The following is a 20,065-nucleotide window of genomic DNA, read 5'->3' as shown; positions in this document are numbered from 1 at the left end:
CCGCCTGGACGACGGTGTCATGCCGCACGCGCGCCCGCCACGCCCGCCGACCAGGGCCGACGCGGCCACACCCGCCCGCCGGCCCGGGGCCGGCGCAACCCCTCTGCCCGCCACAGGCCGGCACGACGGCGGCACCGGCACCGGCCCCGCGCGCGCCACGGGCTCCGACCGCCGGATCGGCTTGGCTTGGGGCCGGGCGCAGTGGAGGATACGGAGGTGTCAGCGGAGGCGGGGCCGGCGGCCTTCGACAGTCCGGACGAGCGCGTCCGGCGGATACGGCTGCCCGCCGACCGGCGGACGCCGGCCGCCGCGCGTGCCCTGGTCCGGTCGGTGCTCGCCGCCGCGCGCCTCGACGACCTGCTCAGCGAGGCTCTGCTGCTCACCACCGAGCTGACCACCAACGCCGTCGAGCACGCCCGCACCGAACTGGACATCGAGGTCGTCGCCGACGACGTCGGGGTCACCGTGACGGTCTCCGACTTCGCCGCCGGCTCGGTCGACGAGCTGACCGTCGGCGTACGCAACGACACCTCCAAGATCGACGAGGTCTCCGAGCGCGGCCGGGGGCTGCTGCTGGTGGATCACTTCGCCAGCCGGTGGGGCACCACCTACCTGCCCACCGGCAAGGGGGTGTGGTTCCGGCTGGACCGGCCCGGCGCCGCCGATGGGCAGCGGATCGCCGCCGGCCCCCAGGCCGGCGCCGCCGGGGGCACGCCGATGTCGATCGCCGACGGGGAGCACCTGGGGCCCAGCGCCGGGGCGATGAGCGAGCTGATGCAGACCGCCCCCGACCAGTACGCCGACGATCCGCTACCGGACTTCGCCACCGAACTGCTCACCCGGCTCGCCGAGATGGTCGGCGCGGCCGGCGGCCTCGTCCGACTGGACCGGGGCGACGGGCTGGGCCGGCAGGTCCTGGCCCGGTACGGCCGCACCCCCCGCGCCGGCAACGAGCTGCTGCGGGTGCCGCTGGCGGTGCACCGGCCGTACGCCGGGGAGCTGGAGCTGGACGCCGCTCCCTCGACGTACGCGCGACCGCTCGCGGTGCTGACCGCCGAGCGGCTCTCGCTGCACCTGGAGAACGACCGGCTGCGCCGCGCCGACGTCCGCCGGCAGGCCTGGCTGACCTTCCTGGCCGAGGCGGGCGAGCTGCTCGCCCAGTCCCTGGACGTCGAGCTGACGATGGTGCTGATCCCGCAGCTCGTGGTCCCCCGCCTCGGGCAGTGGTGCGCGGTGCACACGTCCGACGAGTGGGGGCGGCTGAGGCTCGCGGCGGCCACCCATGCCGACGAGACGGTGCTGCCGCAGCTACACAAGGTGCTCCAGGAAACCGGGCCGGACTCGGTGCAGTCCCGGCTACGCGAGGCGTCCCGGCTCGGATCGCAGGTGCCGTTGGGCGGGCCGATGGAGGGCTTCGCCGTCCCGCTGGTGGCGCGCGGGCAGCGGCTGGGCACCCTCGCCGTGGGCCGCCACCAGCGGCACCGGCACGACCCGGACGAGGTCGCCGTGCTGGAGGACATGGCCCGGCGGGCCGCCCTGGCCATCGAGAACGCCCGTATCCACGCCGAGCGGCGGCGGGTGGCGCAGACCCTTCAGCGGTCGCTGCTGCCGCCGGTCCTGCCGGTGGTCGACGGCATCGGCTTCGCCGCCGAGTACGAGCCGACCGGCGACGACGCCGAGGTGGGCGGCGACTTCTACGACGTGCTTCCGCTGCCCGACGGGCGCTGGCTCGTGGTGGTCGGCGACGTGTCCGGCAAGGGGGTCGAGGCGGCGGCCGTCACCGGGCTGGTCCGGGACGTCATCCGGGTGCTGGTCAGCGACGGCAAGCCGCTGCCGGAGGCGCTCGGACGGCTCAACGAGACGCTGGTCGATCGGGGCGGCGGGCGCTACTGCACGCTCGCGCTGGCGGCCGTCGGGCCGGGCGAGGGCGACCAACTCGACGTGTCCCTGCACCTGGCCGGCCACGACCGCCCGGTGCTGCTGCGGGTCGGCGACGGGGCCACGTTCGTCGGTGCCGGCGGCACCGCGCTCGGCCTGCTCGACACGATCACCTCGCCGGCCGCCGAGCTCACCCTGGCCCCCGGAGATTCGTTGATCTTCTACACCGACGGGGTGACCGAGCGCCGACGCGGCCGGGAGTTCTTCGGCACGGAGCGGCTGCGCGAGTCGGCCGCGCCGCTGGCCGGGTACTCGGCCGACGTGGTGGCCGCCCGGCTGCGCTCGACGGCGCTCGGGTTCTCGGCCGAGACGCCCCGCGACGACATCGCGATCCTGGTGCTGCGCAACGACCGCCGCTGACCCCATCGGCACGACCTGCAGGCGCGCTGGGCGAGCGCCGGCGGCCGGGCGGGGCCAGCCAGGCCGCGCGGGGCGCTCAAAGGCCGCCGGGAAGGCGGCCCGGAGCCAGGCGCTGGTGCGGGTCCAGGTATTCCTTGGCCGCCCGCAGTCGGGGCAGGGAGGTCAGCTCGCCCCACAGGTCGACCGACTCGCGCACCGCTGGCGGCGCGGCGACCACCACGCACCGGCCACGCCGGGCGAGCAGCACGGCGCGCACCCCGGCGACGATGGACGCCACCCGCTCGGCGGGCAGGCTGCCGGGCAGCGCCGCGTGCAGCACGCCCTGGCCGGCGGAGCCGCGGACCGGCACCGGGCCCCCGGCCGCGTCGCGCAGCGCGTAGACGGCGGCGTGCAGGTCGGTGATCGGCACCTCGATGCGCAGCGCCGTCTCGCCGAGCCCGAACGGGTAGCGCCGCCACCACTGCGGGGCCGAGTGGTCGATTGTCGCCTCGTCGCCCAGCAGGCCGCACAGCCCGTCGGCGCGTTCGGCGACGTCGACGGGGCCGCCCTCCAGCAGCACGGTCAGGCTGCCCGCCCCGGCCGGGACCACCGTGCGCCGGAACATGGAGGGGTGGCGGGCCCGGGCGAGAGCCTCCGGGGCGTCCGGGTGCAGCGGCGGGCGCACCCGGTTCGCCCGGGCCGGCAGGTCCAGCTCGACGGCCGCCGGGTCCAGCCGGGCGGCGAGCACCTCCCGGACCAGGCCGTCGACCTCCAGCGGGCTCCACACCGGACGGGTGACCCAGGCCCGGCTGGCCGGCACGGGCTGCACCCGCAGGGTGGCCGAGACCAGCACGCCGAGGCCGCCCTGCGAACCGCACAGCAGTCGGGCCAACTCCAGGCCGGGCGCGCCGCCGCCCGCGCTGATCAGCTCGCCGCTGGCGGCCAGGTAGCGCACGCCGACAAGCTGCTCGCAGGGGCTGCCGTGCCGGTGCCGCAGCGGGCCGGACTCGTCGGCGGCCAGCACCCCGCCGACGGTCGCCCCGGGCGAGGGCGCGTCGAGGGCCAGCCGCAGCCCCGACCGTTCCAGGGTCGCCTGGACCGCCCGCAGCGGCGTGCCCGCGCCGATCTCGGCCACGCCGGCGTCCGGCGGCCGGTGACAGATCCCGGCCAGCCGGCCGGTGTCGAGCATGATGTCGACGTGGTCGGGGGCGGCGCCCCAGTCGATCTTCGTGCCGGCGCCCCGGGGCACCACCGTCAGGTCGTGGGCGGCGGCCAGCCGCAGCACCTCGGCCGCGGCCTGCTCGGCGCCGGGCACCGCCACCCACCGGGCCGGCTCACCGGCGACCTCGTCTGCCGCCCCGCCCAACCGCGCGAAGGGCGGGCCGCAGATCTCCGCCAGCCGACGGGTGATGCCCACTGCCCTGGATCGGTCGATGGACCACGCTGCTGCCGCCATGGCGGCAATCGTACATGTGTTCGAACACTCGGTCGCCTCACCGAGTCGACGCGCGGGGCGTCGATCTCGACGGGCGGGTACCGGAACCCCGGCGGCCGGTAACCTGACCGGCGTGACCACCGAGACCCCCGTGCCCGCCGCCAAGCGGATCCCCGTCGAGCGCACCCACCACGGCGACACCGTCGTCGACGAGTACGCCTGGCTGGCCACCAAGGACGACCCGGAGACGATCGCCCATCTGACGGCGGAGAACGCGTACACCGAGGCGCGCACCGCACACCTGGCGGAACTGCGGGCCACCCTGTTCGAGGAGACGCGTCGGCGCACCCAGGAGACCGACCTGTCGGTGCCGGTCCGCAAGGACGGTCACTGGTACTACACCCGCACGGTCGAGGGCCAGCAGTACGGCGTGCACTGCCGACGCGCGGTCCGCGACGGCGAGACCGAGCCGCCGGTCAGCGTGGACGGTGCCCCCCTCGACGGCGAGGAGGTGCTGCTCGACGGCAACCTGCTCGCCGAGGGGCACGACTTCTTCTCCCTCGGCGCGTTCGACGTCAGCCCCGACGGGCGCTGGCTGGCGTACTCGACGGACTTCAGCGGTGACGAGCGGTTCACCCTGCGGGTGAAGGACCTGACCACCGGCGAGGTGCTGGCCGACGAGGTGCCGGACACCTTCTACGGCACGGCCTGGTCGGCGGACGCCTCGGTGCTGTTCTACGTCACCGTCGACGACGCCTGGCGGCCCAACCGGGTCTGGCGGCACCGGATCGGGTCCCCGGCGAGCGAGGACGTCGTGGTCCACCAGGAGAACGACGAGCGCTTCTGGGTCGGCGTCGAGCTGACCCGGTCGGAGAAGTTCGTCCTCATCGACATCCACAGCAAGATCACCAGCGAGGTGCGGGTCATCCCCGCCGGCAACCCCACCGGCGAGCCGGCGCTCGTCGCGCCGCGTCGGCAGGGCGTGGAATACAGCGTCGAACACCACGGGCACCGCTTCCTCATCCTGCACAACGACGACGCCGAGGACTTCGCGCTCGCGTACACCTCGGCGGACGCGCCCGGCGACTGGGTGCCGCTGATCCCGCACTCCCCCGGCACCCGGCTGGAGTCGGTGGACGCGTTCGCCGACCACCTGGTCGTCTCGTTGCGCAGCAACGGGCTGACCGGGCTGCGGGTGCTGCCAATCAGCGGCGGCGACGGCCACGACATCGACTTCCCCGAGCCGATCTACAGCGTCGGGCTGGACAGCAACCCGGAGTACCGCACCCGGCAGGTCCGGCTGCGCTACGCCTCGCTTGTCGCCCCCGAGTCGGTGTACGACTACGACCTGGTCACCCGAAAGTTGACCCTGCGCCGGCGCAAGCCGGTCCGGCCCGGCCCGGACGGCCGCGAGTACGACCCGGCCGACTACGAGCAGCACCGGGACTGGGCACTCGCCGACGACGGCACCCGGGTCCCGATCTCGCTGGTCTGCCGCGCCGGCACCCCCCGCGACGGCTCCGCCGGCTGCGTCATCTACGGGTACGGCTCGTACGAGGCGAGCATGGACCCGTGGTTCTCCATCGCCCGCCTCTCCCTGCTGGACCGGGGCGTCGTCTTCGCCGTCGCGCACATCCGCGGCGGCGGCGAGCTGGGCCGGCGCTGGTACGACCAGGGCAAGATGCTGGCCAAGAAGAACACCTTCACCGACTTCGTCGCCTGCGCCCGGCACCTGGTCAAGTCCGGGTGGACGTCGGCCGACCGGCTGGTGGCCCGGGGCGCCTCGGCCGGGGGCCTGCTGATGGGCGCGGTGGCCAACCTCGCGCCGGACGCGTTCACCGGCATCGTCGCGCAGGTGCCCTTCGTCGACCCGCTCACCTCGATCCTCGACCCGTCGCTACCGCTGACCGTCACCGAGTGGGAGGAGTGGGGCAACCCCCTCGACGACCCCGAGGTGTACGCGTACATGAAGTCGTACGCCCCGTACGAGAACGTGGCCCCGATGGACTATCCGGCCATCCTCGCGGTGACCAGCCTCAACGACACCCGGGTGCTGTACCACGAGCCGGCCAAGTGGATCGCCCGGCTGCGGGCGGTCGCCCCGCAGGGCGACTACCTGCTCAAGACCGAGATGGGGGCCGGGCACGGCGGCCCGAGTGGCCGGTACGACTCGTGGCGCGAGGAGGCGTTCGTCAACGCCTGGATCCTCGACCGCCTGGGGGCGTAAGGGTCAGGCGGTGGTGACCAGGTCGGCGAGCACGGTCGGGTCGACGTTGCCGCCGGTCACCACCGCGGCCGTACGCCCCGCCGGCAGCTCGCCCGCGCGGAACAGCCGGGCGGCCGTCGCCACCGCCCCGCTGGGCTCGACGACCAGCCGGGCCTCGCGGATCAGGCGACCGGCCGCCGCCCGGATCTCCTCCTCGGTCACCGTGACGATGCCGTCGAGACGGTCCCGCAGGTGGGCGAGGGTCAGCTCGGACAGGTTGGAACGCAGCCCGTCCGCGCAGGTCCGGAAGGTCAGCTCCACGTCCCAGGTGACCACCCGCCCGGCCGCGAGCGAGTCCCGCGCGTCGGCGGCGAGCAGCGGTTCGACGCCGTACACGGCGGTCGACGGGCGCAGCGCCTTGACCGCCGTGGCGACCCCGGAGGCGAGGCCGCCCCCGCCGACCGGCACCAGCACCACGTCGACGTCGGGCAGGTCTGCGACGATCTCGGCCCCGGCGGTGCCCTGGCCGGCGATGATCCGCCGGTCGTCGAACGGCGGCACCAGCGTCGCCCCGGTCGCGGCAACGATCCGCCGGGCCTCGGCCAGCCGCCGGGACGGGGGGACGAGCAGCACCTCCGCCCCGAGCGCCCGCATCTGGGCGACCTTCACCCCGGGGCTGCCCTCCGGCACCACCACCGTGCACGGGATGCCGGCCGCCCGCGCCGCGTACGCGAGGGCCTGGCCGTGGTTGCCGGACGAGTGGGTGACCACCCCCCGGTCCCGGTCGTCGGGGTCGAGCCGGATGACCGCGTGGGTGGCCCCACGCAGCTTGAACGAACCGACCGGTTGCAGGCTCTCCGGCTTCAGCCACAGCCCGTCGTCCCAGGGCGCGGCCAGCAGCGGCGTACGCAGAACGGTCGGCGCGATGTCGGCGGCGGCGGCCCAGATGTCGTCGAGCGTCACGAGGTTCATCGCACCATCCTGCCGTTGGCCGGCACCGCGTCGCACCTCAGTTCGCCCGCAACTCCTCGACGGTCGTGCTGGCCCGCAAAAAGAGCAGCCCGGCCGCGACCGTGAGGGCCACCGCGGCGACGACATCCACCAGCCCGAGCGTGTCCAGGTAGAACGGGTTCGCCCAGCCGACGTCACCGAGCGCCCGTGCCTCGGCAGCGGCGCCTGCACGTTGTGGCGATCCAGCCAGATGAGCAGCGGGTGGTAGCCGGCGAACGCTCCCAGGCCGGCCGGGATGAGCAGCGCGAACCAGGGGCAAGGCGGTCGGTCCCGATGGACGCGACGGACCACGCCGAACGGGGTGGTTACGACCCGGCGCAGCAGCAGCGCGAAGGCCGTCCCGCCGCGCAGCCCCGGCTCACGCAGCAGCGCCGTGGCGTACTGGAGGGACTCGCAGGATGCCGGCCAGGCAGTGCAGCAGGGTGGACTTGCCGCAGCCGCTCGGGCCGGTCACCGCGACGATCTCCCCCTCGGCGACGTCGAGGGTGATCCCGCGCAGCGCGGGTGTCGGCCCGTACGCCTTCACCACGCCGCGAGCCTGAAGTTCCGTCACGAGTGCACCTCCTGGTGCCATTCGGCGATCCGCTCCAGAGTGGTGCGCAACCACCTCAGGTCGGCGTCGAGGTGGGCGATGGCGTAGTCGGCCGCGACGACGTCGTCGAGGCCGGCCGAGGGGTCCGCCTTGACGGCGGTCAGCGCACGGATCCGGTCGGTGTGCGCCTGGCGCTGGGCGACGAGGTACGACCGGACCCGGCCGGTGTCGGCGACCAGCAGCGCCACCACCACCTTGGCGAAGAGCGTGCTGGCGACGTACGGCAGCGGCGGCTCGACCTCGGCGAGCCAGGCGGCCAGGGCGTCGCGCCCGGCGGCGGTGAGCGTGTACGCGGTGCGGTCCGGGCCGGCGTCGCGGTCCTGGCCGGCGGGGGCCACGAGCCCGTCCCGCTGGAGCCGGCCGAGCGTGGCGTAGACCTGCCCGAACGCAAGTGGCCGGGCCCGGGGCAGCCGCCTGTCGTGCGCGCGCTTCAGCTCGTACCCGTGCTTGTCGCCCTCGGCGAGCAGGCCGAGCAGCACGTGCGGGGTGGACACCGGGCCACTATTCACTGGGAGAATAGTGGAGTCAAGCGTCAGCTCGGCGACCAGCCGGGGTCGCGGCCCATCCGGGCGAGGGCCCGGTCCAGCTCGGTGGCGTCCGGCGGCGCGGCGACCGGCGCGGCGAAGGTCCCCATCTGCCGGCTCGTCTCGCCCATCCGGTCCATGAACGCGTTCAGCGTGGCGATCGTGGCCGGCGCGGCCTCGTACGGCTGGCCGGTGGCCCGCGCCAGGTCCCACGCGTGCACGGTGAGGTCGGTCACGGCCATGTCGCCGACAGTCTCCTGAGGCAGCCCCGTTCCGGGCGACACCCCCTCCAGCGCGGCCGGGTCGGCCCACGCCTGGACCAGCCGCTGCGTCTCGGCGGCGAACCGCTCTCGCCAGCCGTCGGTGAGCAGATCGCCCTCGTCCGTCAGGTCCACCGGCTGCCGAGCGGCCATCGTCTGGAAGTTGACCACCGCGTGGAAGAGGTGGTTGAGCAGCACCCGGACGGTGTAGTCCTCGCAGGGGGTGGGCAGGTCGAACTGGTCGTCGGAGATCCCCCGGACCACCGCCACGGCGCGCGGCGCGGCGTCCGCCAGCAGTTCACTAGTCTTCGTGGTCATAATGGCAGCATATGAGGGCTAACTAGGAAAACAAGCCGCGCGCGGACAATCGGGGCATCCGTGACTCGCCGGGCAGGCGACGTGAACAGGCTCGGCCGGCCGGCGGGAGTCAGGGCCGGCCGGGGTTCAACCGGGCTCAGCCGGCCGGGCTCAGCCGAGGGCGGCCGGGGCTCAGCCGGCCGGCGGGAACCGGGTGAGGAACGCCCGCCACGCGGCCGGGGCGAACGCCAGCACGGGGCCGGTGCGGTTCTTCGAGTCGCGTACGACCACCACGCCGGGCAGGTTGCCGGCCACCTCGACGCAGTTGCCGCCGGTGCTGTTGCTGCGGCTGCTGGTGCGCCACCGGGCAGCGCTCAGGTCCATGGTTCCGCCTCCGTGATCTCCGCGATCAGCTCGATCGACCGCTGGTGGGGCAGCGCCTCGCCCCGGATCGACTCCCAGACGTCGACCGCCCGGCGCACGTCCGCTGGGCGGTCGACGACGTGGCCACCGAGCTGAGTCTCCACATAGACCATATCCTCGCCGACCGGCGGCGTGGCGATGACGAACGAGCCGTCCAGCCCGGCGTACGCCCCCACCGCGAACGGCACCACGTGGACCCGCACCCGGGGCAGCCCCTCGCCAACCTTCACCAGGTGGCGTAGCTGCTCCCGCAGCACCTCCGGCCCGCCGACCGGCCGACGCAGCACCGACTCGTCCACCACCACGGTTAGCGTCGGCGGCCGGTCCCGGGTCAGGATCTCCTGCCGGTCCAGCCGGGTGACGACCTGCCGCTCGACCTCCTCCGCCGAGAGCAGCCCGGGTCCGGACAGGACCGCGCGGGCGTACCGCTCGGTCTGGAGCAGGCCCGGGACGTAGAGCGGCTCGTACCCGCGCAGCGCGGTCGCCTCCTGCTCGATCCCCGCCCACTCCCGGAAGTACGGCACCACCGTCTCCCGGCTGATCCGGCGTTGGATGCGGACGAACCGGCCACCCCCGCCGAGCACCGCGTCGCAGCGCCGGGCCAGGTCCGCGCTGGGCCGCCGGTCGCCCGTCTCGATCTTGGCAATCAGCGCGGCCGAGTAGCTGACCGCCTCGGCCAGCGCCGCCTGTGAGAGCCCGGCGGCCGACCGGGCCAGCCGTAACTCCTCGGCGAAATGGTCGAGCATGGACGATCGCTCCACGGACACCCTCCGTACACCCACGGGACCTGCGGGACCACGGCCGCGACGCCCGGGCGGTCCGAGCCGCGACCGTTCATACGGTAACCACCACATCAGCAGAATGTGACCCCAGCGGGCCCGTGCGGCTGTCTCCCTCCGACAATCCCCGACCCGGGCGGGCCCGTGCGGGGGCGTGCCGGGCGCGGCACGCCCCCGCACCCCGTCGAGGCACGCCAGAGGAGGCACCAGAGTGGACGACCGACCCCCAGGCCCCGCCCGGAACCCTCTGCCCGCGCGCGAGGACCCGCCCGCCCGGGACCCTCGGCCCACGCGCGAGGACCCGCCCGCCCGGAACCGCCTGCCCCCACGTGAAGGCCCACCCGCCCGGGACCATCTGCCGGCCCGGCCGATTTGGCTTTGCCGGGCCTGCGGCGGACCGTGGCCCTGCTCGCCGGCCCGCCGCCGGCTCCTGCACGAGTACGCCGACGCGCCGGTCACGCTCGCCGTCTACCTGGCCGGCCTGATGCTGGAGGCGGACGAGCAGCTCAACCGGGCGTACCCGTACACCACGCCGTCGCCCGAGGCGCTGCACCGGCGCTTCCTCGGCTGGCTGCGCGAGGGCAGGCGTTGAACGCGCGGCGGCGGGCGCACCTCCGGGTGCGTGTGTTAGGAGGGGGTGCTTCCTATACAGAAAGCGTTAACAAGGGGCCCTTCCTTACACCTCTATCGGCGGCGGACGGCCACTACCGCGACGTCGTCCTGGATCTCCGTGGGGGCCAGCTCGACCACCAGCCGCTGACAGAAGCCGTCCAGGTCGTCGTCCACCGTCTCGGCGCACCGGGCCAGGGCGGCCAGCCCCTCGTCGATGGTGGCGTCGCGCCGCTCGATCAGCCCGTCGGTGTAGAGCACCAGCGTGGACCCGGCCGGCAGGACCAGCTCCAGGTCGGCGGGGCGATCCGCGCGGACGCCGAGCAGCGGCGCGGAGTGCTGGATGTACTCCACGTGACCGTCGCGGGTGACCAGCGGCGGCAGGTGGCCGGCGCTGGCCAGCCGGACCCGGCCGGTGCCGGGGTGCAGCAGCAGTACGCAGATGGTGGCCAACTCGCCGGGGAGCAGCGTGCGCATCAGCTCGTTTACCCGCGTCAGGATCAGGCCGGGCGGGTGCCCCTCGACCGCGTACGCCCGCACCGCGTGCCGCAGCTCGGCCATCACCGTCGCCGCGTGCAACGAGTGGCCGGCCACGTCGCCGATGGCCACCAGCAGCTCGTCGCCGAGCATCACCAGCTCGTAGAAGTCCCCGCCCACCTCGGTCTGCGCGCTGGCCGGCTCGTACCGGACGGCCAGGTCCAGCCCCGGCACCTCGGGCAGCCGGCGCGGCAGCAGGCTGCGTTGCAGGGTCACCGCGATCCGGTGCTCCTCGTCGAGGGTCCGCTGCGCCTCCACCGCCGCCGCGAGGGCCTGGGCGAGCTGGCGCACCACCGGGGCGTCCGGGACCAGGGCCCGGGGCGGTACCGCCACGTAGATGGGGGACCGGTCGGCGCGCAGCCGGGCGACCGCGACGACCAGCTCCGGCTCACCGGCCCAGTCGTGCACCGCCCACTCGGCCGGGTCCACCTTCTCCCGCAGGATCGCCCCGATCGGCACGTCGTCGACCGGCATGGGCCAGGGGCGGATCAGCGGGACCGCGCCGGGGCCGGTGGTGGCGGCGGCGAGCGTGGTGCCGTCCATCGTCTCGGCCAGCACGACGACGGGGGTGCCGAGCATCGTCGCCGCGCCTTTCGCCGCGGCGGCCATCAGCCGGGGGAAGTTCGGCGCGGAGTTGACGGCGAGGGTCGTCTCGGCGAGCCGGCTGAGCCGGCCGGCGAGCAGCTCGGCGCGTTGCCGGGCCCGGTAGTAGCGCAGCACCGCGTTGGCGGTGGCGATCAGTTCGTCCGGCTCGATCGGCTCGGCGAGGTAGGCGTCCGCGCCCCGGGTCAGACCCTGCGCCCGGTCGGTCACGTCGACGGCGTGCGCCGACACGTGGACCACCGGCATCGCCGGGTGGGCCTTCTTGATCCGTTCGCAGACCTCGAACCCGGTCAGGTCGGGTAGCCGGACGTCGAGCACCACCAGGTCGATCTGGTCCACCCCGACCCGGGCCAGGGCTTCGCTGCCGCTCTCCGCCTCCAGCGTCGCGAAACCGGCCCGGCTCAGCCAGCTCACCAGGAGGTATCGCTTGGTGCGGCTGTCGTCGACGACCAGCACGGTCCCCTGACCGCCCTCCACCGTCACGCTCCGCCCACGGGCAGGGTCACGGTGAAGGTGCTGCCCCGTCCCGGCTCGCTGGTCAGCTCCAGGGTGCCGCCGAGCAGGTGCGTCACCCGCCGCGCGTACGACAGGCCGAGGCCGGTGCCGCCGACGCGGGTGTTCCCCGGCACCTGGTAGAACTCCTCGAAGATCCGCTCGTGCAGCTCCGGCGCGATGCCGGCCCCGGTGTCGGAGACGGCCAGCCACCACCGCCCGTCGCGGACCTCGGCCCGCAGCCGGACCTCGCCGCGCTCGGTGAACTTCAGCCCGTTGTGCAGCAGGTTGCGCAGCACCTGGGCGAGCAGCACCTCGTCGGAGCGGACCGTGCCGGGCGGCGGCGGGTCCTCCACCACCAGCTGGACGCCCGGCCTGTTGGACAGCGCGCGCAGGGTGCCGCGAAGCTGACCGAAGACCGCCCGCAGGTCCACCTCGGTCCAGTTCGGCTCCAGCCGCCCGGACTCCGCCTTGGCGAGGTCGAGCAGATCGTTGACCAGGCCGAGCAGATCGACGGCCGAGTCCCGGATCAGCCCCACCTGGCGGACCTGCTCGGCCGTGAGCGGGTCGGACGCCGAGTCGGCCAGCAGTCGACTCAGGCCGATGATCGCGGTCACCGGGGCGCGCAGCTCGTGGCTGACGTTGGCCAGGAACCGGCTCTTCGACTCGCTGGCGGTACGGAGCTGGGCGGACTTCTCGTCCAGCTCGGCGTAGAGGGCCACCACACCCCGGTTGGTCGCCTCCAACTCCTCGGTGAGCTGGTTGTACAGGGCCATCACGCCCCGGTTGGTCTCTTGTAGTTCCTCGTTGAGTTCGGCCAGTTCGTCGCGCTGGCTGCGCACCTCGTCGAGGGCGGCGATGAGCTGCTCGTTCTGTAGGGCGAGCTCGTCGAGGGCGCTGGCCGGAGCGGTGCTGCCGAGCTCGGCGCGCAGCTCGGCGAGGCGCTCCGGCGTCAGCGCCTGTGCGTTGGCCGGGACACGTCGGGACATCCTCACGACCGTATCGTTCCCACGGCCCACCACGCTCAGCATGTCCACCAGCCGCGCCACCGCGCCGGACTGCGGCTCGTACCGGCCGCCGGGGAGCGGACGCGCCGGGGCGAGGTCCACCCACAGGCTGACCGGCCCCTGTGCCTCGATCGCGACAGCGAAGGTGACGTCCGCCCCGCCGCAGATCCGCAGCAGGTCCCGGGCCACCTCGCTGAGCGCGGTGGCGAGCCGGACCTGGTCCTGGTGTTCCAGCCCGACCGCCTCGGCCACCTCCCGGCCCCGCTGCCGGATGAGGAAGATGTCGTGCTCGACCCGCAGCGCCATCTGGAGCAGCGACGAACCGCCCGCCGGGCCGGTCACCAGGGCGCCCGCGCGGCGAGTACGCACGCGTCGTCCCGCCGCAGCCCGGCGTCGCGCAGCACGGTCGCGGCCAGCACCAGCGGGGCCCGCACCGACAGGCCGGGGTAGTCGTCGAGCTGCCAGCGATCCACCACCCCGTCACTGTGCATCACCAACGACGCCCCGGCGGGGAAGGGGTACTCGTACTCGCGGACGACCGGTCGCTGGTGGCCGGCGATGCCGGGCAGGGACACCAGCCCGCGCCGCCGGTCGCCCTCGGCGAGCACCGAGGCCGCGATGTTGCCCAGCCCGGCGTACCGCAGCAGCCGGGCCTGCCCGTCCAGCTCGGCGACGGCCAGCGCGGCGCCCCGGGTGTGCGACATCGCCCGGTGCAGGTACTGCACCACCGCGGCCGGCGACTCGGCGGGGGCGGCCCGGAACGCGGCCAGCGCCGCGTCGGTCGCGGACGCGGCCAGCGGACCGTGCCCGAGCCCGTCGCAGACCAGCACTTGGTGCCGCCCCTCGGCGACGCGGACGGCGTATCCGTCGCCGCTGACCGGCTCACCGGTCAGCGGCCGGGTCAGCGCGCCGGCCCAGGACTGCGCCGGGGCGGCCCCCTTCGGCCAGACCTGTACGGCGAGGACGGTGCCCCGGCCGGAGCGGGAGTAGCCGTCGAACCAGTCGGCCTGGCGCATGATGGCACCGAGCCCGATACCGAGCGTGCCGGTGGTGGAGTGCCCGTCCCGAGAGGAGACCGTGAGGTCGGCCATGCCGGGTCCGGAGTCGATGGCGACGAGTTCCACGCCGGCCCGCCCACCCCGGCGCACGGGGCGCAGCAGCAGCACGCCGTCCCTGGCATGCTTGACCAGGTTGCTGGTCAGCTCGGCGGCGACGATGGCCAGGTTGGCGGTCCGGGCCTCGCCGATGCCGAGTTGCCCGCCCAGCCGCTCGGCGGCCCGCCGGACCGCGCTGGCCGCGCTGCTGCTCTCCACCCGGAACCACAGGCCGTGGTCGGACACGTCGTCGATGGTCATCGGGACCACTTGGTGACCGTGATCCGGGTGCCCCGCTCCGGCCCGGTGTCGATGTCGAACTCGTCGACCAGGCGGCGGGCGCCGCTGAGGCCGAGGCCGAGCCCGCCGCCGGTGGTGTAACCGTCGGTGAGGGCCAGGTCCAGGTCGGCGATGCCGGGGCCGTCGTCGGCGAAGACGATCCGCACCCCGCGCCGCAGGCCGTTGTCCACCGTGGACACCTCGGCGGTGCCGCCCCCGCCGTAGACCAGGGTGTTGCGGGCCAGCTCGCTGGCGGCGGTGACCAGCTTGGTCTGGTCGACCAGGGAGAGCCGGACCGCCACCGCGACCGTACGCACGAGCTGGCGGACCCGCACCACGTCCTCGTCGCTCCGGATCGCCTGGGCCTGCGGATGGCCCCGGTCGACGCCCGCGGTCACCTCGTGTCCGTCGACTGGTCGCCCGGCTCGTCGGCGTCGTCGTAACCGTGGTCGTCGTCCCGGGTCGCCGCGATCAGCTCCATCCCCCGCTCCACGTTCAGGGCGGTGCGGATGCCTTCGAGCGACAGGCCCAGCTCGACCAGGGTGATGGCGACGGCGGGTCGCATCCCGACCACCACCGTCTCGGCGTCGAGCACCCTGGAGATGGAGGCGATGGTGGAGAGCATCCGGCCGACGAACGAATCGACGATGGCCAGCGCCGTGATGTCGATGATCACGCCGTGGCAGCCGGTGGCGACGATCCGCTCGGCCAGGTCCTCCTGGAGCTGCACCGCCGTCTGGTCGGACATGTCGACCTGGATCGAGACGAGCAGGATGTCGCCGATCTTCAGGACCGGCACCCGCTCCATCAGGACTCCCGGCGCGGCTGGCGGCGCGCGGCCTCCACGCCCGTCAGCCGCAGCACGTGCCGCAGCGCGTCGGCGAGGCTGGCCTTGGTGGCGATGTCACCGAACTCGATGCCGAGCGCGACGATGGTCTGGGCGATCTGCGGCCGGATGCCGGAGATGATGCAGTCGGCGCCCATCAGCCGGGCGGCCACCACCGTCTTGAGGATGTGCTGGGCGACCTGGGTGTCCACCGCCGGCACGCCGGTGATGTCGATGATCGCGTACGGCGAGCTGGTGTCGACCAGGGTCTGGAGCAGCCGCTCCATCACCACCTGGGCGCGGGCCGAGTCGAGCGTGCCGACCAGCGGGACGGCGACCACGCCCTCCCAGATCTTGACCACCGGGGTGGAGAGTTCGAGAAGCTGCTCGGCCTGGTCGGCGATCAGGCTCTCCCGGGTCCGCACGAAGCTCTCGAAGGTGAACAGCCCCATCTGGTCGACCAGAGAGGAGAAGGCCACGTAGTCGCGCAGCGTGCGGGCGTCCGTCGTGTCGGTTTCCAGCACCTCCAGCATGACGTCCTTGAGGGCGTACACGCTGGTCGCCGTCTCGGTCGCGGTGAAGCCCTGTCGGGCCCGGCCCCGGGACAGCTCGGCCAGCACGGCCCGCAGCTCGCCGGCCGACTCGGACTCCAGGTCGAATCCGCCGCTGCGGGCGGCTTCGATCATGGCGTGGTGCAGCTCCTGAACCTGGCGACGAAGCTCCGCCTGGCTGAGCCGGCCGCGCAACGAGGCAGCCAGCAGCTCCACCCAGCGGTTGGTGATTCGCTCGGCGTGCTCGTCGAGCAGACCGGTGAGCCGACTGCTTTCCTCGGCGCTCAACGCCATGGCATCCTCCCTCTGGCCTGGGTCGGCCGGACTCTACCACCGGGTAGGGGGAACTACTTGCCACACGGCAACGACATGACGACGCGCACCCTCGTCGCTCCCGTTCTGCGCCGGAGGCCGCCCGTGGGATACGGTTCCCCGGTATAGGAGCAGGAGGTCGGCGAATGTCTCTGACGGTGCACACGGAACAGCGCGGCGACGTGGTCGTCGTGTCGGTCGCGGGCGAGCTGGACATGGCGACGGCTCCACAGCTCCAGGACCAGATCACGGACCTGCTGGACAAGGGCCGCAGCCGCCTCGTCTTCGACCTGACGGAAGTCTCGTTCTGCGACTCGACCGGGTTGTCCGTGTTCGTGCGCGCCAAGAACAGCTGCGACGAGGCCGGCGGCGTGGTTCGGCTGGCCGCACCGCAGCGCGGGGTGCTGCGCATCCTGGAGGTCAGCGGGTTGGTCGAGGTGCTGCACACGTACCCGACGGTCGAGCAGGCCGTCGCGGGCGACCCCACTCCGGCCTCCTCCTGACCGCCCACTCAGCACTGGCTGCAAACCGCCCCGCTCAACGCTCGTCCTCGATGAACCGGGGGCGGGCGATCGCCATGCCCGCGACCGCCTGCACGGCGAGGGCGACGAGCAGGAACCCGATCGGCGCGGTCCACCCGCCGGTCGCCTCGTAGAGGACGCCGACCAGCAGCGGGCCGAGCGCCGCGATCACGTACCCGGTGCTCTGCGCGAACGCCGACAGCGCCACCGTCCCCTCGGCCGTGCGGGCACGCAGCCCGATGGTGGTGAGAATCAACGGGAAAGCGCCCTGGCCGAGGGCGAGCAGGGCCACCCAGAGCAGCGCCCCGGCGTGCGGCGCGAGCGCCAGCCCCAGGTAGGACGCGGCGGAGAAGGCGGTCAGCCCGAACACCAGCGGGCGCAGCGTCCGCAGCCGGCCGGCGAGCGCCGGCATCAGCAGCGCCACCGGCACGCCGAGCGCGGTCACCCCGGCCAGCAGCAGCCCGGCCGCCTCCGGGCGGAAGCCGGCGTCGCGAAAGAGCTGCGCCAGCCAGTCCATGATCGCGTAACCCGCTCAGCGACTGCGCGCGAAGTAGACCGCCATCGCCCAGGCGAGCCGGGTCTCGCCGGTCGCACCCGGGCCGGGGCGGCGACGACCGCCGTCGGGGTGGCGGCCCGTCGCGCGGCGCGGGCCCGCAGCGCCAACGGCACCCACGGGAGTACGGCCAGCGCGGCCAGCGCGGCCCAGACCCCGAGCCCGGCCCGCCAGGACCCGAAGGCGTGCGCCACCGGCACCGCCGACGCGGCGGCCACCGTCGTGCCCGCCGTCAACGCCATCGTGTACGCGCCGGTGACCAGCCCGGTACGGCGCGGGAAGTGCTGCTTCACCAGCATCGGCAGCAGGATGTTCGCCACCGCGATGCCGGCCAGCGCCAGCGCGCTCGTGGCCACGAAGACCAGCGCGGAGTCGGTGACCACGCGCAGCACCTGCCCGGCGGCCAGGGCCGTCATGGCGACCACGAGCACCCGGGCCGGCGCGTACCGGCGGACCAGCCAGGGGGTGAGCGCGCCGAGCCCGGCGAAGGCGATCGTCGGCAGGGTGGTGACCAGCCCGGCCATCGCCCCGGAGAGCCCGAGGCCGGTGCGGACCTCGCCGAGCAGGGCACCGAGGCTGGTCACGGCGGCGCGCAGGTTCAGGGCGACCAGCAGCATGCCGACCAGCACCAGCAGCCCGCCGGTCACCGGCCGCTCCGCGCGCCGCCCGGGCTTCGGGGCGGGGGCCGGAGCCGGGCGCCGGGCCCCGTCGACGGTCGGTCGGGGCCGGGCGATCCCGGTGGCGGGTTCCGCGATGGCGGTCGGTGGCGGGGTCATGGCCTTCAACCTACAATCATGGGATGAATTCTGGGCAGGTGATGTAACCAGTGCCACCGTCGGTTGATTCCGCGCCCCCGCCACCCCGGGGCCAGCGGGTCCGGCAGACGATCGAGCAGCTCCGGGCCCGCATCCTCGGTGGCGAGTGGCCGGTGGGTGGGCGCATCCCCACCGAGCCACAGCTCGTCGCCGCCCTCGGGGTGGGACGCAACACGGTCCGCGAGGCGGTCCGCGCCCTCGTGCACTCCGGGGTGCTGGAGTGCCGGCAGGGCTCCGGAACGTACGTGGTGTCGACCGACGAGTTGGCCCCCGTGGTGGCCCGCCGACTCACCGACGACCGGATGGCCGAGGTGGTCGAGGTGCGCCGCGCCTTCGAGGTGGAGGCGGCGCGGCTAGCCGCGCTGCGGCGTACCCCCGACGACCTGGCCGCCCTCGACGGCGCGCTCGCCGCCCGGGAAGCCGCCTGGTGCGCGGGCCGGGTCGACGAGTTCGTCGAGGCCGACGCGGCCCTGCACACGGCGGTGGTGGCCGCCGCGCACAACGGCATGCTCGCCGAGCTGTACGCGTCCGTCGGCGTGGCGCTGCGCAGCACGATCACCCAGGCGATGGGCGACGCGTTGGAGCCCGAGCGGTACGTCGACCACGCCCGGCTGGTGGACGCCATCCGCGCCGGCGACCCGGGCTTGGCAGCTCGGGAGGCTGGTGCTTTTCTGGAGCATCCCCGGGGGGAATAGGTTGCCCCCGACGGTAAACCGGACCCACGGGAGTAAACGGATGCTCAAGGGCTTCAAAGACTTCATCATGCGCGGGAACGTCGTCGACCTCGCGGTCGGCGTCGTCATCGGCGCCGCGTTCACGGGCGTGGTCACCCAGCTCACCAAGTCGTTCCTGGATCCGCTGATCCGCGTCTTCGTGCTGCTGATCACCGGCAGCGACAAGGGTCTGGCCGGCACGGCCCCCAAGTTCCGGGGCATCGCCTTCGACTGGATCGCCTTCGTCAACGCGGTGATCACCTTCCTGCTCACCGCGGCGGCGCTGTACTTCCTGGTCGTCTACCCGATGAACAAGTTGGCCGAGCGGCGCAAGCGCGGCGAGGAGCCGCCGCCCTCGGCTCCCAGCGAGGAGGTCAAGCTGCTCACCGAGATCCGGGACGCGCTGGTGGCCGCCGGCCACACCGCCCCGGGCCAGCAGCGGGGCGCCCTGGACGACGTGCTCGGCCGCAACCCGGAGCCCCCGGCCGCGCGCTGACACCCACCTGCACACCGGCCCCCGCGCGATTCCCGTGGGGGCCGGATCACCTCGTACACATGTTCGATAGAGTCCGGCCATGGAGCAGCGGAAGCACTGGTGGAACGGCAAGTGGGGGCGACTGGCCCGGCGGGACGTCTTCCTCCGGGTGGACGGCGACCGGTGGCACGTCGAGCAGCGCGCCGGCGGCGCGGAGGGGGTCTCCCAGTTCTACGAGTATCCCAGCGCGGAGGAGGCCGAGGAAACCGTCCGCGCGCTGCTCGCCGGGGCGGACGGCTGGCGGGAGCTGTCGCCCCGGCCGCCGGGCTCCTGGCTCCCGACCCCGGGCACCCGGGCCTGACCGGGGTGGCGTTCAGTCGGGCCCGACCGGGCCAGCCCTGCCTGACCGGCGGGGCGTTCGGGCGGGCCGGCCGGGGCGGTGGGGACGGGCCGGCCGGGGCGGTGGGGACGGGCCGGCCGGGCCTGACCGGCGGGGCGTTTAGTCGGGCGGCGGGGTGGGAACCGCCCCGGAATGGAGCAGCAGGGCACGGATCAGCAGGCAGCCATCTCCCGCGTCACCACCGGAATGCCCGTGGTCGACGTGACCGGGGCGGAGATCGGCACCGTGGACCTCGTCCAGCGGGGCGACCCGTACGCGGTGACCGTGCAGGCGCCGACCGCCGACCCGGGCGGCAGCCTGGACGAGTTGATCGAGTCGGCGGCGGTCGAGGAGCCGGACGTCCCGGCCGATCTGGCCGCCCGCCTGCTGCGTACCGGCTATCTGAAGGTTTCCACCGACCGCGCCCCAACCGGCGCGGTCTACGTGCTGGCCGACCAGATCGCCGCCGTCGCTAACGGCCGGGTACGCCTCGAC

At 74.1% G+C, this 20,065-nt stretch carries 20 protein-coding genes and 2 pseudogenes; 8 read left to right on the top strand and 14 right to left on the bottom strand.

What is annotated here, in order from left to right; translation table 11 throughout:
• Nucleotides 1-216: 216 nt before the first annotated feature.
• Complete coding sequence (locus MCAG_RS16255; RefSeq protein WP_007074072.1) at nucleotides 217-2,298, top strand: SpoIIE family protein phosphatase; 2,082 nt, start codon at nucleotides 217-219, stop codon at nucleotides 2,296-2,298.
• Between the two features lie 76 nt (nucleotides 2,299-2,374).
• Here the strand turns inward: MCAG_RS16255 and MCAG_RS16250 are convergent, their stop codons facing one another.
• A complete protein-coding gene (locus tag MCAG_RS16250; RefSeq protein ID WP_036373710.1) occupies nucleotides 2,375-3,733 on the bottom strand; it encodes an FAD-binding oxidoreductase in 1,359 nt (452 codons plus the stop codon).
• A gap of 112 nt (nucleotides 3,734-3,845) precedes the next feature.
• Between MCAG_RS16250 and MCAG_RS16245 the strand changes: the two genes are divergently transcribed.
• Nucleotides 3,846-5,939, top strand: a complete 2,094-nt coding sequence (locus tag MCAG_RS16245) for a S9 family peptidase (protein WP_007074070.1) — start codon at nucleotides 3,846-3,848, stop codon at nucleotides 5,937-5,939.
• Between the two features lie 3 nt (nucleotides 5,940-5,942).
• On the opposite strand, the gene MCAG_RS16240 is transcribed toward MCAG_RS16245, so the two are convergent.
• The 6 genes and pseudogenes from MCAG_RS16240 to MCAG_RS16220 form a co-directional block, all read right to left on the bottom strand.
• Nucleotides 5,943-6,890: a threonine/serine dehydratase gene (locus MCAG_RS16240; RefSeq protein ID WP_007074069.1), complete on the bottom strand. Its 948-nt coding sequence runs from the start codon at nucleotides 6,888-6,890 to the stop codon at nucleotides 5,943-5,945.
• 430 nt (nucleotides 6,891-7,320) lie between these two features.
• Nucleotides 7,321-7,482: pseudogene (locus tag MCAG_RS30930) on the bottom strand (ATP-binding cassette domain-containing protein); the annotation flags it as partial.
• Complete coding sequence (locus tag MCAG_RS16235; protein ID WP_007074068.1) at nucleotides 7,479-8,015, bottom strand: PadR family transcriptional regulator; 537 nt, start codon at nucleotides 8,013-8,015, stop codon at nucleotides 7,479-7,481. The gene MCAG_RS16235 and the pseudogene MCAG_RS30930, both read right to left, overlap by 4 nt.
• A 38-nt stretch (nucleotides 8,016-8,053) precedes the next feature.
• Nucleotides 8,054-8,623, bottom strand: a complete 570-nt coding sequence (locus tag MCAG_RS16230; protein ID WP_007074067.1) for a TIGR03086 family metal-binding protein — start codon at nucleotides 8,621-8,623, stop codon at nucleotides 8,054-8,056.
• 171 nt (nucleotides 8,624-8,794) lie between these two features.
• Nucleotides 8,795-8,986: a DUF397 domain-containing protein gene (locus MCAG_RS16225; RefSeq protein ID WP_036373705.1), complete on the bottom strand. Its 192-nt coding sequence runs from the start codon at nucleotides 8,984-8,986 to the stop codon at nucleotides 8,795-8,797.
• Nucleotides 8,977-9,786: a helix-turn-helix transcriptional regulator gene (locus MCAG_RS16220; RefSeq protein WP_007074066.1), complete on the bottom strand. Its 810-nt coding sequence runs from the start codon at nucleotides 9,784-9,786 to the stop codon at nucleotides 8,977-8,979. The genes MCAG_RS16225 and MCAG_RS16220 overlap by 10 nt, the downstream gene beginning before the upstream one ends.
• Nucleotides 9,787-10,015: 229 nt before the next feature.
• On the opposite strand from MCAG_RS16220, the gene MCAG_RS16215 reads away from it, so the two are divergent.
• Complete coding sequence (locus MCAG_RS16215; RefSeq protein WP_007074065.1) at nucleotides 10,016-10,396, top strand: hypothetical protein; 381 nt, start codon at nucleotides 10,016-10,018, stop codon at nucleotides 10,394-10,396.
• A gap of 92 nt (nucleotides 10,397-10,488) precedes the next feature.
• Here the strand turns inward: MCAG_RS16215 and MCAG_RS16210 are convergent, their stop codons facing one another.
• Genes MCAG_RS16210 through MCAG_RS16185 form a run of 6 tightly spaced genes read right to left on the bottom strand, consistent with a single transcriptional unit; the run spans nucleotide 10,489 to nucleotide 16,096 of the window.
• Entirely contained in the window at nucleotides 10,489-12,030 is a 1,542-nt protein-coding gene (locus MCAG_RS16210; RefSeq protein WP_036373700.1) for a SpoIIE family protein phosphatase, read from the bottom strand.
• 2 nt (nucleotides 12,031-12,032) lie between these two features.
• The gene (locus MCAG_RS16205) at nucleotides 12,033-13,358 is read right to left on the bottom strand and encodes a sensor histidine kinase (RefSeq protein WP_036377304.1); all 1,326 of its coding nucleotides are present in this window, start codon (nucleotides 13,356-13,358) and stop codon (nucleotides 12,033-12,035) included.
• Nucleotides 13,359-13,390: 32 nt separating this feature from the next.
• Nucleotides 13,391-14,407, bottom strand: a complete 1,017-nt coding sequence (locus tag MCAG_RS16200; RefSeq protein ID WP_036377303.1) for a SpoIIE family protein phosphatase — start codon at nucleotides 14,405-14,407, stop codon at nucleotides 13,391-13,393.
• Complete coding sequence (locus MCAG_RS16195; RefSeq protein WP_007074062.1) at nucleotides 14,404-14,823, bottom strand: ATP-binding protein; 420 nt, start codon at nucleotides 14,821-14,823, stop codon at nucleotides 14,404-14,406. The genes MCAG_RS16200 and MCAG_RS16195 overlap by 4 nt, the downstream gene beginning before the upstream one ends.
• Nucleotides 14,820-15,233 carry an STAS domain-containing protein gene (locus MCAG_RS16190; RefSeq protein WP_007074061.1) on the bottom strand — a complete coding sequence of 138 codons (414 nt, stop codon included), beginning with the start codon at nucleotides 15,231-15,233 and terminating at the stop codon, nucleotides 14,820-14,822. Before MCAG_RS16190 ends, MCAG_RS16195 begins: the two co-directional genes overlap by 4 nt.
• The gene (locus tag MCAG_RS16185; RefSeq protein ID WP_036373696.1) at nucleotides 15,233-16,096 is read right to left on the bottom strand and encodes an STAS domain-containing protein; all 864 of its coding nucleotides are present in this window, start codon (nucleotides 16,094-16,096) and stop codon (nucleotides 15,233-15,235) included. Before MCAG_RS16185 ends, MCAG_RS16190 begins: the two co-directional genes overlap by 1 nt.
• A 164-nt stretch (nucleotides 16,097-16,260) precedes the next feature.
• Between MCAG_RS16185 and MCAG_RS16180 the strand changes: the two genes are divergently transcribed.
• Nucleotides 16,261-16,617: an STAS domain-containing protein gene (locus tag MCAG_RS16180; protein ID WP_007074059.1), complete on the top strand. Its 357-nt coding sequence runs from the start codon at nucleotides 16,261-16,263 to the stop codon at nucleotides 16,615-16,617.
• A 34-nt stretch (nucleotides 16,618-16,651) separates the two neighbouring features.
• Here MCAG_RS16180 and MCAG_RS16175 read toward each other — a convergent pair.
• Nucleotides 16,652-17,964: pseudogene (locus MCAG_RS16175) on the bottom strand (MFS transporter).
• Between the two features lie 50 nt (nucleotides 17,965-18,014).
• On the opposite strand from MCAG_RS16175, the gene MCAG_RS16170 reads away from it, so the two are divergent.
• The 4 genes from MCAG_RS16170 to MCAG_RS16155 all read left to right on the top strand — a co-directional run.
• The gene (locus tag MCAG_RS16170) at nucleotides 18,015-18,698 is read left to right on the top strand and encodes a FadR/GntR family transcriptional regulator (protein WP_007074057.1); all 684 of its coding nucleotides are present in this window, start codon (nucleotides 18,015-18,017) and stop codon (nucleotides 18,696-18,698) included.
• A gap of 40 nt (nucleotides 18,699-18,738) precedes the next feature.
• Entirely contained in the window at nucleotides 18,739-19,212 is a 474-nt protein-coding gene (mscL, locus tag MCAG_RS16165) for a large conductance mechanosensitive channel protein MscL (RefSeq protein ID WP_007074056.1), read from the top strand.
• 79 nt (nucleotides 19,213-19,291) lie between these two features.
• On the top strand, nucleotides 19,292-19,552 hold the full coding sequence (locus MCAG_RS16160; RefSeq protein WP_007074055.1) for a hypothetical protein: 261 nt from the start codon (nucleotides 19,292-19,294) through the stop codon (nucleotides 19,550-19,552).
• A 171-nt stretch (nucleotides 19,553-19,723) separates the two neighbouring features.
• A partial coding sequence (locus tag MCAG_RS16155) for a hypothetical protein (protein WP_007074054.1) occupies nucleotides 19,724-20,065 on the top strand: 342 nt, incomplete at its 3' end.

Source organism: Micromonospora sp. ATCC 39149, assembly GCF_000158815.1.
GTDB lineage: Bacteria > Actinomycetota > Actinomycetes > Mycobacteriales > Micromonosporaceae > Micromonospora.
This window is presented reverse-complemented; position numbering and strand designations above follow the sequence as displayed.